The 14,884-nt window shown below is 70.8% G+C and carries 7 protein-coding genes; 5 read left to right on the plus strand and 2 right to left on the minus strand.

Annotated features, from left to right (window positions below):
* Positions 1-23: 23 nt before the first annotated feature.
* From recC to recD, 3 genes are read left to right on the plus strand one after another with little or no spacing between them, the layout of a single operon-like run.
* Positions 24-3,482: an exodeoxyribonuclease V subunit gamma gene (gene recC, locus AC07VS_RS00575; RefSeq protein ID WP_494749947.1), complete on the plus strand. Its 3,459-nt coding sequence runs from the start codon at positions 24-26 to the stop codon at positions 3,480-3,482.
* A complete protein-coding gene (gene recB, locus AC07VS_RS00580) occupies positions 3,479-7,105 on the plus strand; it encodes an exodeoxyribonuclease V subunit beta (protein WP_494749948.1) in 3,627 nt (1,208 codons plus the stop codon). The genes recC and recB overlap by 4 nt, the downstream gene beginning before the upstream one ends.
* Positions 7,102-8,940, plus strand: a complete 1,839-nt coding sequence (gene recD, locus AC07VS_RS00585; RefSeq protein ID WP_494749949.1) for an exodeoxyribonuclease V subunit alpha — start codon at positions 7,102-7,104, stop codon at positions 8,938-8,940. The genes recB and recD overlap by 4 nt, the downstream gene beginning before the upstream one ends.
* Before the next feature lie 6 nt (positions 8,941-8,946).
* Here recD and AC07VS_RS00590 read toward each other — a convergent pair whose 3' ends face one another.
* On the minus strand, positions 8,947-11,259 hold the full coding sequence (locus tag AC07VS_RS00590; RefSeq protein WP_492347329.1) for a putative bifunctional diguanylate cyclase/phosphodiesterase: 2,313 nt from the start codon (positions 11,257-11,259) through the stop codon (positions 8,947-8,949).
* 286 nt (positions 11,260-11,545) lie between these two features.
* Between AC07VS_RS00590 and lplT the strand changes: the two genes are divergently transcribed.
* The gene (gene lplT, locus AC07VS_RS00595; RefSeq protein WP_494749950.1) at positions 11,546-12,796 is read left to right on the plus strand and encodes a lysophospholipid transporter LplT; all 1,251 of its coding nucleotides are present in this window, start codon (positions 11,546-11,548) and stop codon (positions 12,794-12,796) included.
* 29 nt (positions 12,797-12,825) lie between these two features.
* Here the strand turns inward: lplT and AC07VS_RS00600 are convergent, their stop codons facing one another.
* Complete coding sequence (locus AC07VS_RS00600) at positions 12,826-14,079, minus strand: glycosyltransferase family 4 protein (protein ID WP_492347327.1); 1,254 nt, start codon at positions 14,077-14,079, stop codon at positions 12,826-12,828.
* 173 nt (positions 14,080-14,252) lie between these two features.
* Between AC07VS_RS00600 and AC07VS_RS00605 the strand changes: the two genes are divergently transcribed.
* Entirely contained in the window at positions 14,253-14,864 is a 612-nt protein-coding gene (locus AC07VS_RS00605) for a hypothetical protein (RefSeq protein WP_492347326.1), read from the plus strand.
* The last annotated feature ends 20 nt before the right edge of the window (positions 14,865-14,884 follow it).

Raw genomic sequence — 14,884 nt, forward strand, 5'->3', positions numbered from 1 at the left:
TCTTCATTGCGCCGTCTTTGTTCATGTCGACCCCTACCCGGCCTTCGCACCCCCCTGGCTTCATGGTGCTGCACGGCAACCGCCTGGAAGACCTGCGCGATCTGCTGGTGCAGTTTCTGCGCACCCAGCCGCTGGCGCCTCTGGCGCCCGAGGTGCTGCTGGTGCAGAGCGCCGGCATGAAGCACTGGCTGGAGGTGTCGCTGGCCGACGACGCGGCCCTGGGCATTTTTGCCGCCACCCGCATGGAGCTGCCCAGCGGCTTTCTTTGGCAGGTTTACCGCCAGGTGCTGGGCGCCGACCAGGTGCCCACCCACATGCCCTTCGACAAGTCCAGCCTGGTGTGGCGCCTGATGCGCCTGCTGCCGGCGCTGATCGAGCAGCGCCCGGTGTACCAGCCGCTGCAGCGTTACCTCAGCGAGGCCCCGGACGGGCGCAAGCTTTACCAACTGGCCCTGCAACTGGCCGATGTGCTGGACGGCTACCAGAGCTACCGTGCCGACTGGCTGGCCGCCTGGGCCCAGGGCCGCGACGTGCTGACCCAGCCGCAGGGCCCCGATCTGCCGCTGGACCCGGCCCAGGCCTGGCAGCCGGCGCTGTGGCGCGACCTGCGCCGCGACGTGGGCGAAGCGCTGGCCGAGGCCTCGCGCGCGGCGGTGCACGCGCGTTTCATGGCGCGCCTGCAGCAACTGAGCCGCGGCGGCGAGCGCCCGGCCGGCCTGCCCGAGCGCATCGTGGTGTTCGGCATCTCGTCGCTGCCGCACCAGGCGGTCGAAGCCCTGGCCGCGCTGGGCCAACTGAGCCAGGTGCTGATGCTGGTGCACAACCCCAGCCAGTATTACTGGGGTGATCTGGTCGAGGGCCATGCCCAGCTGCGCCAGCAACTGCGGCGGCGCCAGCGCGTCAAGCCGGCCCAACTGGAGGCGGCCCAGGCCGCCCGTCCGGGGCACCCGCTGCTGGCCTCGTGGGGCAAGCAGGGGCGCGACTACCTGCACATGCTCGACGAGTTCGACAACGTCGAGGGCTATCGCCACCGCCTGGTGCGCGTCGAGGCCTTTGTCGATCCGCTCGACGACCTGGCCCAGCCCACCCAGCTGGCCCAGTTGCAGTCGGGCATGTTGAACTTGCAGACCCCGATCGAGCCCTGGGCGCTGCGGCCAGACGACCACTCGATCACCCTGGTCACCTGCCATTCGGCACAGCGCGAGGTCGAGGTCCTGCACGACCAGTTGCTGGCCTGGTTCGAGGCCGACCCGGCCTTGCGCCCGCGCGACGTGATGGTCATGGTGCCCGACATCGCTGTTTTCGCGCCCCACATCCAGGCCGTGTTCGGCCGCTTTGCGCCCGGTCAGCCGCGCCACATCCCCTACTCGGTGGCCGACCGCTCGCCGCGCCAGTCGCCCATCGTGCAGGCGTTGCAGGCGCTGCTGTCACTGCCGCGGTCGCGCGTCACCCTGTCGGACTGGCTGGGCCTGTTCGAGGTGCGGGCCTTGCGCCAGCGCTTTGGCCTGGGCGAGGTCGAGGTGGACGAACTGCACACCTGGCTGCAGCAGGCCGGTGTGCGCTGGGGCCTGGACGAGCCGCATCGCCGCCGCTTTGGCCTGCCGCCCGGGGTGGCGGGCGCCGGGCACAACACCTGGGCCTTTGGCCTGCGCCGGCTTCTGCTGGGCTATGCGCTGGGCGAGGGCCGCGGTGACGGCGGGCAGGTGTGGGCCGAGACCCTGGCCCAGCCCGCGCTCAGCGGGCTGGACGCGGCGGTGGCCGATGCCTTGCTCGATGGGGTGGACGCCATCACCGAGACCCTGGAGGCCCTGGCGCATGAGCGGCCCGCCGCCGAATGGGGGCAGGTGTTCCGCGGCGTGGTCGAGCGCTTCTTCGAGGCCGCCGACGAGGCCGAATCCCGCCAGATCGACGCCCTGCTGGCCCCGCTGGAGGCCTGGCTGCAGGCCTGCGAACAGGCCGGCCTGGACAGCCCGCTGCCGCTGGAGGTGGCGCGCGAGCATTGGTTGTCGCAATTGCAGGAGGGGGGCTTGCAGCAGCGCTTTCTGGGCGGTGGGGTGCAGTTCGGCACCTTGATGCCCATGCGCTCGATCCCTTTCCGGGTGGTGTGCCTGCTGGGCATGAACGATGGCGACTACCCGCGCCAGACGGCGCCGCGCGACTTCGACCTGATGGCCAGCAGTTGGCGCGCCGGGGATCGCTCGCGGCGTGAAGACGACCGTTACCTGTTTCTGGAAGCCTTGCTGTCGGCCCGCGACCGCCTCTACCTGAGCTGGCAGGGCCACCGCGCCACCGACAACGCCGAGCGACCGCCTTCGGTGCTGGTGGCGCAGTTGATCGAGCACCTGCACAGCGGCTGGCAGCCCGCGCGCGAGCCCCGGCAGCAGCCCTTGCAGCCGTTTTCCGAGGCGTACTTCCGGGCCGGCTCGGGCTTTCGCACCTATGACAGTGACTGGGCCCAGGCCCACCAGGTGAATGCGGGCGTGCCGGTGGCCGAGCACGCGTTGCCGCCTGAAGCCTGCGCTGTGCCCTTGCCTGACCCCTTGAGCCTGCACGCGCTGCGCCAGTTGCTGCGTCAGCCGGTCGAGGTGTTTTTCAAGGCCCGCCTGGGCGTGGTGCTGGCCGAACTCGACGAGGCCGGCGAAGACACCGAGCCCTTTGCCCTCGATGGCCTGGACAAATACCTGGCCGGCCAGTCGGTGCTGGAGGCCGTCGACCCCGAGCAGGCGCTGGCCGAGCTGCCCCTGCGCGGCCTGCTGCCCCTGGCCGCCTTCGGGCAGCGCGACCTGCTTGAATTGCACGGCCGCGTCGCCGTGGTGCAGGAGCGCCTGGCCCCCTGGGCCGAGCGCTACCCCCAGCCCGTGCCCGCGCAGGCCATCGACCTGCTGGTGGACGGCCTGCGGCTGCAGGACCAGCTCAGCGGCCTGTTCGGCCCCGATGACGCATCAGCGCCCGCCGAAGGCCTCTGGCCCGGCCCTTGTCTGCAGCGGGTGCAGCGCCCAGGCGCGGTGCTGCAAGGCAAAGGCAAGGAGCAGGGCGCCCGGGTCGAGGTGCTGGCGGCGGTCTGGGTCAACCACCTGGCCGGCTGCGCCCAGGGCCTGGCGCTCACCAGCACCGTGCTGGGCCTGGACGGGCAGATCGTGCTGCGTCCGCTGGCGCCCGCGCAGGCGCTGGCCATCCTGAGCGGCCTGGTGCAGGTCTACCGGGCCGCCTGGGCCCGGCCCCTGCCGGTGGCCTGCCTCAGCGCCTGGGCCTATGACCAGGCCCTGCGCCGGGGCAAGGACGAGGCCCAGGCCCATGAGCTGGCCCGCGCCGCCTACGAAGGCGACTACCAGCGCGAGGGCGAAGCCGCACGCTCGCCCTACCTGCAACGCTGCTTCCAGGGCTATGCCGAGCTGCAGGCCGAACTGCCGCACTGGGCCGAGGCCTTGTACGGCGAACTGGCCCGGCACCTGCACCTGGGCCCGCTGGGAGACCCCGCATGAGCACGCCCATCGATCTGAACCCAGGCCCCGCGCTGCAGCGCCTGGACCCCTTGAGCATGCCGCTGCAAGGCCTGCAGGTGATCGAGGCCTCGGCCGGCACCGGCAAGACCTGGACCGTGGCCGCCCTGTACGTGCGCCTGGTGCTGGGCCACACCGAGGCCGGGCTGAGCGCCGAGCGGGCGCTGTTCCCGCCGCAAATCCTGGTGATGACCTTCACCGACGCCGCCACCGCCGAGCTGCGGGGCCGGGTGCGCGAGCGCCTGGCCCAGGCCGCGCGCTGCTTTGCCGACACCGAAGCCGGGCGGGCCCAGGCCGACGACTTTCTGCTCAGCCTGCGCGAGCAGGTGCCCGAGGCGGAGTGGCCGGCCTGTGCCGCCCGGCTCGACATCGCGGCCCAGTGGATGGACGACGCCGCCATCTTCACCATCCACGGTTGGAGCAGCCGCATGCTGCGCCAGCACGCCTTTGACAGCGCCAGCCTGTTCGAGCAGGAGCGGGTGGAAGACGGCGATGCCCTGCGCCTGGCGGCCGCACAAGACTATTGGCGGCGCTGGTGCTACCCGCTGGCGCTGGCGCAGATCGGTGCCATCACCCCGCTGGGGGGCACGCCCCAGGCCCTGCTGGAGCGCCTGCAGCCGCTGTGGGCCCTGGCCGAACGCGCCCCCGGCGGGGCCCCCTATGCCGGCCCCGAGCCCGATGCCCTGGTGGCCCGCTGGGCGCAGTGGCAGGCCCGGCGCGAACCCCTGGAGGCCCGGGCCCGCGCGGGCTGGACGCCCGAGCTGGTGCAGGCGGTGGGCGATGCGGCGGCGGCCAAGCAGCTCAAGAATTACCGCCCCGACTGGCTGGCCGGCTGGCTGGCCCAGATGGCGGCCTGGGTGCAGGGCGAGGGTATCAAGCTCGAGGTGCTGGAGCGCTTTGCGCTGCCCCGCCTGGTCGAAAAAGGCTGGGCCCAGGCCGAGGCGCACGCGGCCTTGGCCGACATCGAGGCCTTGTGCCTGCACTTGCAGGCCGAGCCCGACATCGGCCCCGACTGGCTGGCCCACGCGGCACGTGAGATCGGCGCCGCCTACCAGGCGGCCAAGGCCCGGCAGGCGCAGTTCGATTTCTCCGACCTGCTGCAGCGCCTTTACCACGCGCTGCAGGCCCCCGATGGCCGCCTGGCGGCCGCCATCCGGCAGCAGTTCCCGGTGGCCCTGGTGGACGAGTTCCAGGACACCGACCCCTGGCAGTACGGCGCGCTGGCCCGCATCTACCAGGGCCCCGAGGCCCAGACCCTGGGCACCGGCCTGGTCATGATCGGCGACCCCAAGCAGGCCATCTACAGCTTCCGCGGGGCGGATCTGGCCACCTACCTGCAGGCCCGGGCCCAGGCCCAGGCCATCCACACCCTGTCGGGCAATTTCCGCTCCACCCGGGGCGTGGTGGCCGCGGTCAACCACATCTTCTCGCGCCTGGAAGCCCCTTTTGGCGCGGTGCCCTTCGACCGCGTGGAAGCCCGCAACCCCAAGGTGCAGCCGCTGCAGTGCGCCGGGCAGGCCCAGCCGGCCCTCACCGTGTGGTGGCAGTCGCGGGCCGAGCCGGCCACCAAGTCGGCCCTGTTGAACGACATGGCCGCCCTGTTTGCCAGCCAGATGGTGCGCCTGTTGCAGCAGGGCGTGGCCCAGCCGGGCGACATGGCGGTGCTGGTGCGCAATGGCCACGAGGCCCAGGCCATCCGCGCCGAGCTGGCGCGCCGCGGGGTGCGCAGCGTCTACCTGTCTGACCGCGACAGCGTCTATGCCACCCCCGAGGCCCACGAGCTGTGGCGCATCCTGCGCGCCGTGGCCCAGCCGCGCTCCGTCAGTGCGGTCAAGGCCGCCTTGCTGACCCGGCTGTGGGGCCTGTCCTGGCCCGCCCTGGAGGCCTTGCTGCGTGACGAAGACGCCTGGGATGCCTTGATCGACCAACTGCACGCCTGGCAGAAGGTGTGGCAGCAGCAGGGCGTGCTGCCGCTGCTGCACCGCTGCCTGCATGAGCTGCAGGTGCCGCGCCGCCTCATGGACCCAAGCTTGGCCGCGGCCTCACCGGAAGGCCCGCAGGGCGAGCGTCGCCTCACCAACCTGCTGCACCTGGGCGACCTGCTGCAGCAGGCCAGCCAGGGCCTGCAGGGCGAGGGCGCCCTGATCCGCCACCTGGAGGCCCAACTGCGCGATCCGCGTGCCAGCGGTGAGGCCGCCCAGACCCGGCTCGAAAGCGATGCCCATCTGGTGCAGGTGGTCACCATGCACAAGTCCAAGGGCCTGCAGTACCCGCTGGTGTTCCTGCCTTTTGCGGCGGGCTTTCGCGAGGACAGCAGTGGCGACGAAACGGCCGATGCCCTGCGCCTGGCCGAGGACGTGCGCCTGCTCTATGTGGCCCTGACCCGTGCCGAGCAGGCCCTGTGGCTGGGGGTGACCCCGGTGAAGGGCGACCTGGACGGCAAGAGCCCGCGGCTGCGCAGTGCCCTGTCGCGCCTGTTGGGGCGCCAGGGCCCGGGTGACCTGGACGCTGCCCTGCAGGCCTGGGCCCAGTGCCCCGACATTGCTGTGCAGCCGGCCCCGGCGCCCGACGATCAGGCCTACACCCCGGCGGCCGCCGAGCCTGCCCACCAGCCCGCCCTTCAGGCCCGTCGGGCCCTGCGCAGCGGCTGGTGGACGGCCAGCTTCAGTGCCCTGACCCGCGAGCTGATTCCCTTCGGCGCTGAGTCGGCGCTGCCCCCGTCGGAGCGAGAGACCCGCCTGGAAGACGCCCAGGCCGACAGCCTGCCGCTGCTCAGCCCCGAACTGGCGGCCACCGACACCGGGCAGGTCAGCCTGCCCGGCGCCTGGGATGAGTTTCCGGCCGGCAGCCGCTACGGCACTTTGCTGCATGACCTGCTGGAGTGGCAGGCCCAGCGCGGCTGGCCGATCGCCAGGTCTGCAGAAGAGGGGGGCGATGGGGTTGAATTTGAGCGTGAGTGGGCTGCCCTGCTGGCCCGCCAGGCCCTGGCCCTCAAACTCGACGAGACCCAGGCCGCCGCGCTGGCGCCCTGGGTGCAGCAACTGGTCCGCGCCGAGCTGCATTGGCCCGGCAACGCCCAGCCCCTGGTGCTGGGGGCCCTGGCGCCAGCACAGTACTGGGCCGAAATGGCCTTCAGCCTGCCGGTGCGCTCGCTGTCGGCGCAGGCGCTTGATGCCCTGATCCGCCAGCGCGTGCTGCCGGGCCAGCCCCGGCCTGCCCTGCAGCCGCGCCAGCTCGAGGGCATGCTCACCGGCTTCATGGACCTGGTGGTCGAACACCAGGGCCGCTACCACGTGCTCGACTACAAATCGAACCGCCTGCCTGACTACGCCCCGCACACCCTGGCCCAGGCGGTGCTCGCGCACCGCTATGACATGCAGTACAGCCTGTACCTGCTGGCGCTGCACCGCCTGCTCAAGTGGCGCCTGCCCGGCTACAGCCCGCAGCGCCACCTGGGCGGGGCGATCTACCTGTTTGCGCGGGGCATCGACCAGCCCGGTCAGGGCGTGTTCTTCGAGCGCCCGCCGCACGAACTCATCGAATCGTTGGACCAGGCCTTCGCGGCGCCCGCGCCCGGCCCCCGCCAGCCGGAGCTGCCTGCATGACGACCTCACCCCTCGCCAGCCTGGCCCAGGCCACCCCCTTGAACCGGCTGGATCTGGCCCTGGCCGCCTTCTTGCAGCAGGCCCAGCCCAGCGAAGACCCGCGCCATTCCTGGCTGGCCGCGTTGGTCAGCCACCAATACGGCCGCGGCCATGCCTGCCTGGACCTGGCCGCCTTGCAACGTGAGCCTGGCCCCACCCTGGGCTGGGAGGCGCAGGCCCTGCAGGCGCTGCCCGCCGAGCTGACCGACTGGGTTGCGGCCGCCGACAGCCTGCCCTGGGTGCACGGCCCTTGCAGCCCCTTGGTGCGTGAGGGCCAACGCCTGTACCTGCGCCGCAACTGGGAGGCCGAGCAGGCCATCCGCCAGAGCATCGAGGCGCGCCTGGCTCTGCCGCCCAAGGCCCCGGTTGGCCTGGCCCAGGCCTTGGCCCAGCTGTTCCCGCCCGATGCGGCGGTGCCCGGGCCCGATTGGCAGAAGGTGGCTTGCGCCCTGGCCGCGCGCCAGCGCCTGACCCTGGTCACCGGCGGGCCCGGCACCGGCAAGACCACCACCGTGGTGCGCCTGCTGGCCTTGCTGCAGTCGCATGCGCGGGCCCAGCATGGCCGGCCCTTGCGTGTGGCCCTGGCCGCGCCCACGGGCAAGGCGGCGGCGCGCCTGGGCGAGTCGATCGCCTCGGCCATCGCTTCGCTGCCCGAGGCGCTGCGCGCCGACATCCCGGCCCAGGCCGCCACATTGCACAAGCTGCTGCAGGTGCGCCCGGGCGGCGGCACGGCGGCGCCGGTGCCCGCGCTGGCGCTGGACCTGGTGGTGGTGGACGAGGCCTCGATGATCGACCTGGAGATGATGGCCCGCCTGCTGCGCGCCGTGCCCCTGCACGCCAGCGTGATCCTGTTGGGTGACAAGGACCAGTTGGCCTCGGTCGAGGCCGGCGCGGTGATGGGACAGCTGTGCCACGGCGCCCAGGCGGGCCGCTACAGCGCGGCCACCGTGGCCTGGCTGGCCGAGGTGGCGGGTGTGGACCTGGGGCCCTGGCAGGGCGATGGCGGCGTGCTGGCCCAGCAGACAGTGATGCTGCGCCACAGCCGCCGCTTTGCCGGCGACAGCCCCATCGGGCAGTGGGCGCGGGCCGTGAATGCGGGCGATGTCGTCACGGTGCGTCAGCTCTGGCAGCAGGCCCCGGTGGCGGGGCGCAGCAGCGACTCGGTGCAGCGCCTGCAGCCGCGACCGGGGGGCGACCCGGCCTTGGCCCCGCTGTGGCGCCAGGGCTGGCAGCCCTGGCTGGACGCCCTGGCGCCCATCGGCCCGGGCGGCAGCAGCGATGCCCAGGCCTTGCAGGCGTTGGCGGCGCTGGCCCGCTTCCAGGTGCTGTGCGCGGTGCGCGAAGGGGCCTGGGGCGTGCAGGCGCTGAACCGGCGCATTGCGCTGGCGCTGGGCTTTCCACCCGAGGGCTGGTACCCGGGCCGCCCGGTGATGGCCACCCGCAACGATTACGCACTCAAGCTCATGAACGGCGACATCGGCCTGTGCCTGCCCCATGCCAAGGGTTTGCGGGTGGCTTTCCCCGACGGGGCAGGGGGCGTGCACTGGGTGCAGCCCTCGCGCCTGGACGCGGTGGAGAGCGTGTTCGCCATGACGGTGCACAAGTCGCAGGGCTCGGAGTTCGAGCATGTCTGCCTGGTGCTGCCCGAACAGCCCGTGGCCGTGCTGACACGCGAGCTGCTCTACACCGGCATCACCCGAGCCAAGACCCGGCTGACCCTGGCGGTGCCGGCCGTGCCGGTGCTGATGCGGGCGGTGGAGCGCCAGATCGTGCGCAGCGGCGGCTTGGCGATGTAGTGCTTTTCAAGCAGGGGGGGTGAAGCGCTGCAGCAGCTCAGCCAGCGGCATGGGCCGCGCCAGCAGGTAGCCCTGCACGTACTGGCCACCACAGGCACGCACCCGCTTGAGCTGGGTGGCGGTTTCCACGCCCTCCACGATCACCCTCAGGCCCAGGTGCCGGCCCAGGTCCAGGATGGTCCGCACGATGGCTTCGTCGCTGCCTTGGCCACTCGGTCCGTTCGGGGGCTCGCCCAGGCCGCGCACAAAGCTGCGGTCGACCTTCAGGGTGCTCAGCGGCAGTTGCTTGAGCAGCGACAGCGCCGAATGGCCTTGGCCGAAGTCGTCCAGGCTGATCTCGAAGCCGGCGGCGCGCAAGCGCTCCATCACGGCCGTGACCTGGGCCGGTTGCTCCATCACCAGGGTCTCGGTCAGCTCCAGCGAGAGCTGGGCGGGCGCCAGGCCATGGCGGCGCGTGAGGGCCAGCAGCTCTTCGGGCAGGGCATTGCGGTGGAACTCGGGCGAGGCCATGTTCACGTGCACGCGCAGGCCTTTCAGCCCGGCGGCCTCGAGGGTGGCCAGGTCGGCGCAGGCCTGGGCGGCCACCCATTGGCCGATCTGCACGATCAGGTGCGCCTCTTCGGCCAAAGGGATGAACACATCGGGCGGCACCAACTGCCCATCGGCGCGGCGCCAGCGCACCAGGGCTTCAATGCCGTGCAAGCGCCCGCTGTCCTGGTCGAAGATGGGCTGGTGGTGCAGAAAGAGCTCCTGCTGCTGCAGGGCCAGGTGCAGGTCCTGCGCCATCTTCAGGCGTTGCATGAGCGTGCTTTGCTGTTCGGCCAGGGCATGCGGGTTGGTCTGCGAGAAAAAGTCGCTGCCATCGCGCCCGTTTTGCTTGATGCGGTACATGGCCGCGTCGGCGCTGCGCAGCAGCTCGGGGGGCGTGCGCCCGTTCTCCGGGAACAAGCTGATGCCTACGCTGGCGCTCAGGCTCAGCTCCACGCCCTCGTGCAACATGGGGCGCCGGGCGGCCTGGCGCACCCGCTCTGCCGCCTCGGCAAAGGCCTGCAGGTCGGCGCCGGGCAGCAGCAGGGCAAATTCATCGCCGCCCAGGCGGCCGGCCGTGGCCCCAACCGGCGCCAGCGCCTGCAGGCGCTGCGCGAATTCGCGCAAGACGGTGTTGCCGGCATCGTGTCCGAAGGCGTCGTTGATGGGTTTGAAGCGGTCCAGGTCGATGAACATCAGGCCGAAATGCTGGCCCAGGGCCTCGGCCTGGCGGCAGGTGGCACCCAGCACCTCGTAGAAGTGGCGCCGATTGGCCAGCCCGGTCAGGCCATCGACCTGGGACAGGTGCAGTACCGTGGCCTGTTGCTCCAGCTTCTGGGCGGTCTGGGCGAGCAGGGCGCCGATGGTGCCCGAGAGCTGGGGCAATTGGGCATCGGGCTGGCGCGCCAGGCTGCTGTAGAACTCCAGCACCCCGGGGCGATGGTCCGACCCATCGCCACTTTGAAAGGTAACCGGAAAGATGTAGCCCGAACGCAGGTGGCTGGCGCGGGCACTGGCGCGCCGCACGAAGTCGGGGTTGGTGCCCATGTTCTCGATCCAGGTGGGCTCGCCGCTTTGCCACACCCGGCCGACCAGCCCTTCGCCCGGGCGCAGCCGCAGCCGCTGGCTGGCCTGGCTGAAGTCGCTCATGTCGTGCTCGCTGGGGTGCCAGAACTGGTGGCAGGCCAGCTGGGGCTGGCCGGCCGGGTCGGTCTCCAGGGCCCAGTAGGCGCCCCAGTCCCAGCCCAGGCTGTTGCACACCCCCTGGATCACGTTGAGGATGGCACTGCCCAGCGAGTGCGAGCCGACCAGGAACTCGGTCAACTCAAAGCCCAGGCGCTCGCGCATCTGGGCATGTTTGAGTTCGGTCACGTCCTGCACGATGCCTTGCTGCAGGTTGGGCTGGGCGGGGTCGGGGGGCAGGGCCGTCATGCGCAGCCAGCGCAGGCCCTGGGTGCGGCTGATCACGCGCAGGTCCAGCACCCAGGGGCGGGCGGCACCCGCCACGAGGTGGGGCAGCAGGCGCACCAGATCGTCCACCACCACATGGGTCAGGCCGTCATCGAGTGGGCCCTCAAGACAGCCCTTGGCGTCGAGAAATTCGGCGGCCTGCGGCGACAGGCTCAGCCAGCCTTCCGCATGGGCCCATTGCCCGAAGCCCGCGGTGGCTTCCAGCGTCGCCGGGATTCGCACGAAGGCGCGCGCCGAGGGGCGAACCAGGGGGCGCGAGAGGGTGGGGGGCGGCATCACCGGGTGGGCAAGGCGGCCGCTCTTTTGGATCGGGTCTGACATGGGGATGGAACTGCTGCAGGGCAGGGCACAGCAGGATCCGTGCCGTGACGCAGATCGACCGCCCCAGGTGTGGGCATCGGTGCGCCTTCAGGTGGTGCGTTTTGGGGCTGGGTTGCCCATGATTGGTGCAAATGAATTTTTTGGAACCAGATTGGTGCGCCATGGCGCCGCGTCACGGCGGATTCATGCGGGCGTCATGACTGCGTCATGGCGCCGTCATCGCCTCCGGTCCCAATGGCGTCTTCATCCCATCAGGCCGTCCGGACGGCCGTCCAGGCCCACGCGCATGCCCACCGGATTCTCTTTGTTGATCGCGGCCCAGTTCAGCTCCGCCCTGGCCGACAACGCCTTGCTGATCGTCACCATGGCCCTGCTGCAGGAGCAGGGCGTGCCAGGCTGGTGGGCCCCCTTGCTGAAGTTCGCTTTCACGCTGTCGTATGTGGTGCTGGCGCCGGTGGCGGGCCCGCTGGCAGACGCCATGCCCAAGGGCCGCCTGATGGCCTGGATGAACGCCATCAAGGTGCTGGGGGTGTTGGGCCTGTTGGTAGGGGTTCACCCGGTGCTGGCCTATGCCGTGGTCGGCCTGGGGGCCGCAGGGTACGCCCCGGCCAAGTATGGGCTGGTGACCGAGATGGTGCCGGCGCGGCAACTGGTGGTGGCCAACAGCTGGATCGAGATCTCGATCGTTTGCGCCGCGCTGCTGGGGGCGGTCACCGGGGGCTTTCTGGTGAGTGCCCTGGTCGCCACATCGGCGGTGGCCACGCAGGCCCGAGAGGCCTTGCTGGCGCTGGGCCTGCCGCTGGATTCGGCCCTGGCCGGTTCGCTGGGGCTGCTGCTTTGTGTGTATGGCCTGGCTGCCGCGCTGCAACTGGGCGTGCCCGACAGTGGCGCCCGCTATGCGCGGCGCGAGATTCACCCCCTGGCCTTGTTGCGCGACTTTGCCGCCAGCAACCGCCTGCTGTGGCGCGACGCCGAGGGCGGCCTGTCGCTGGGGGTGACGACGCTGTTCTGGGGCGTGGGCGCCACGCTGCAGTTCGCGGTGCTGCGCTGGGCCCAGGAGTCACTGCGCCTGCCGCTGGACCAGGCCGCCTACCTGCAGGCCATGGTGGCCGTGGGGGTGGTGCTGGGCGCCGGTGTGGCGGGCCACCGGGTGGCTTTGCACCAGGCGGTGCGGGTGCTGCCAGCCGGGGTGCTGCTGGGGATGCTGATCGCGGCGGTTTCGCTGACGCAACGTTTTTCCGTAGCCCTGCCCCTGCTGGCGTTGGTGGGGCTGGTGGGGGGGGTGCTGGTGGTGCCCATGAACGCACTGCTGCAGCACCGCGGGCATCAGTTGCTGACGGCCGGGCGCTCGATTGCCGTGCAGGGCTACAACGAGAACCTCAGCATCCTGGTGATGCTGGCGGGCTATGCCGGCCTGCTGGCGCTAGAGTTGCCCGTGGTGCCCTTGATGGGGGTGTTCGGTCTGCTGATCGCGGCTTGCATGGCGGTGCTGTGGTGGCGCTGCCGACGCCGCCCTTTGGCGCAGCCTGCTGGCTGAAGCCGGGCCGGGCCAGTCCGGTCAGGTGTTCAGAGCGCCAGGCGCGGGGTGGCTGAGGCCGTGCCCGGCTGGGCCAGGGGCCGCCCCTCGGTCAAGGCGTGGTAGAGGCCTTCGATGCGGCTGATGATGCGTTCCCAACTGGCCTGGCAGGCGGCCTCGCGGGCCAGCAGCCCCATCTCGCGCAGGGCCGCCGGATCGGCGGCCAGCTGGGCGGCCAGGCGCACGAATTCGCTCATGTTGCCAAAAGGGGCCAGTGCGCCGTGGCGCCCGGTCTGCACCAGTTGGCTGGCGGCGGCGTAGTCGTAGGCCAGCACCGGCAGGCCGCTGGCCAGCGCTTCGAGGGTGACGTTGCCAAAGGTTTCGGTGACGCTGGGGAACACAAACAGGTCGCCGCTGGCGTAATGGGCGGCCAGGTCGTCGCCATGCCGCATGCCGGCGAACACTGCATCGGGGCAGCGGGCCTGCAGCTCCTTGCGCGAGGGGCCGTCGCCCACCAGCACCAGGCGGGCACGGGGCTGCACCCGGCGCAGGGCCTCGAAGGCCATGGTCAGGGTGCCCAGGTTCTTTTCAGGTGCCAGGCGCCCCACGTGCAGCACCACCAGATCGTCGGGTCCGACGCCCCAGCTCTGGCGCAGGGCTGGGCTGCGTCGTGCGGGGTCGAACAGGCGGGTGTCCACGCCGCGCGACACCACTTCGACGTTGCGAAAGCCATAGTCGGTCAGCTCCTGGCGCAGCCCCTCGTCGGGGGTCATGGTGCAGGCCGTGAGGTTATGGAACTTGCGCAGGTAGGCCATGATGGGCTTGTGCAGCCAGCCCATGCCGTAGTGCTTGCTGTAGGCATGGAAGTTGGTGCGAAAGTCGGAGCACACCGGCAGCTTGAGCTGCACCGCCGCCTGCAGGGCCGACCAGCCCATGGGGCCCTCGGTGGCAATGTGCACCACGTCGGGCCGGCGGCGCGCCCACAGGCTGACCAGCGTCTTCTTGGAGGTCAGGCCCATGCGCAGGTGCGGGTAGCGCGGGATGGGCAGGCCGCGCATCAGCACCTCGTGAAACAGCACGTCGTCGCTGGCCTGTTCGCCCCGGGTCTCGGCCTTGGACTGGTTGGGGCGGATCAGCTGGATCTCGTGGTTGCGCTCGCGCAGCCCCTCGACCACGCAGGCCAGGGTACGGGCCACCCCATTGACTTCGGGCGGATAGGTTTCGGTGACGATCGACACCCGCAGCGAGCGCCGCAGGGCAGGGAATTCGTCCACCACGATGGGGTGTTCAGCCGGGGCGTTCATGCGCTGATGGTGGGCCCCGATTGCAACCGTTGTGTGACAGCCCTGGGCTGTGGAGGCGCGTCACCGGACTTTCATATTCGCTGGTCACCATCCGGTCACGCGCCCGTCTGCGGGCCGTCACAAGAACCCACCCACCGGCCCAACGGGCCTGCTCACACGTCAAAGGATCGAAGGTGAAAGATTTTCTGAGTGCCTTGAAAACACAGCGCTGGGACGACCACCGCTACTACCACCACAGCCGCATCAACCAGACCCTGCACCTGATCAGCGCGCTGAGTTTCCTGGTGGCCTATGCCTTGCTGTTCAGCGACCCCGCCCTGGCCGCCTTGCTGGCCTGGGGCGTTTCGATGGTGTCGCGTCAGTCGGGCCATTTCTTTTTCGAGCCGCGCGGCTATGACGAAGTGAACCAGGCCACGCACGAGCACAAGGAAGAGATCAAGGTGGGCTACAACCTGCGCCGCAAGGTGGTGCTGATGGCCTTGTGGGTGGCGGCCCCCCTGGTGCTGTGGCTGAGCCCTGGCCTGGGCGGGCTGATCGCGCCGGCCGATTCGTTTTCGGCCTTCTGGCATCAGGTGGGCTGGGCCTGGCTGGTGGTGGGGGTGGGTGGCCTGGTTTTCCGCACCGTGCACCTGTTTTTCCTGAAGGATGTGCAGACCGGCCTGGTGTGGATGACCAAGATCATCACCGACCCCTTCCATGACGTGTTCCTGTACCACAAGGCGCCCCTGTACCTGCTGCGCGGCGAGCTGCTGGACCCGATGGCCCACGCCCGCAAGCAGCACTGAGGCCGCCGCCTCAGTGTGAT

Source organism: Curvibacter sp. GW821-FHT01G03 (assembly GCF_059422285.1).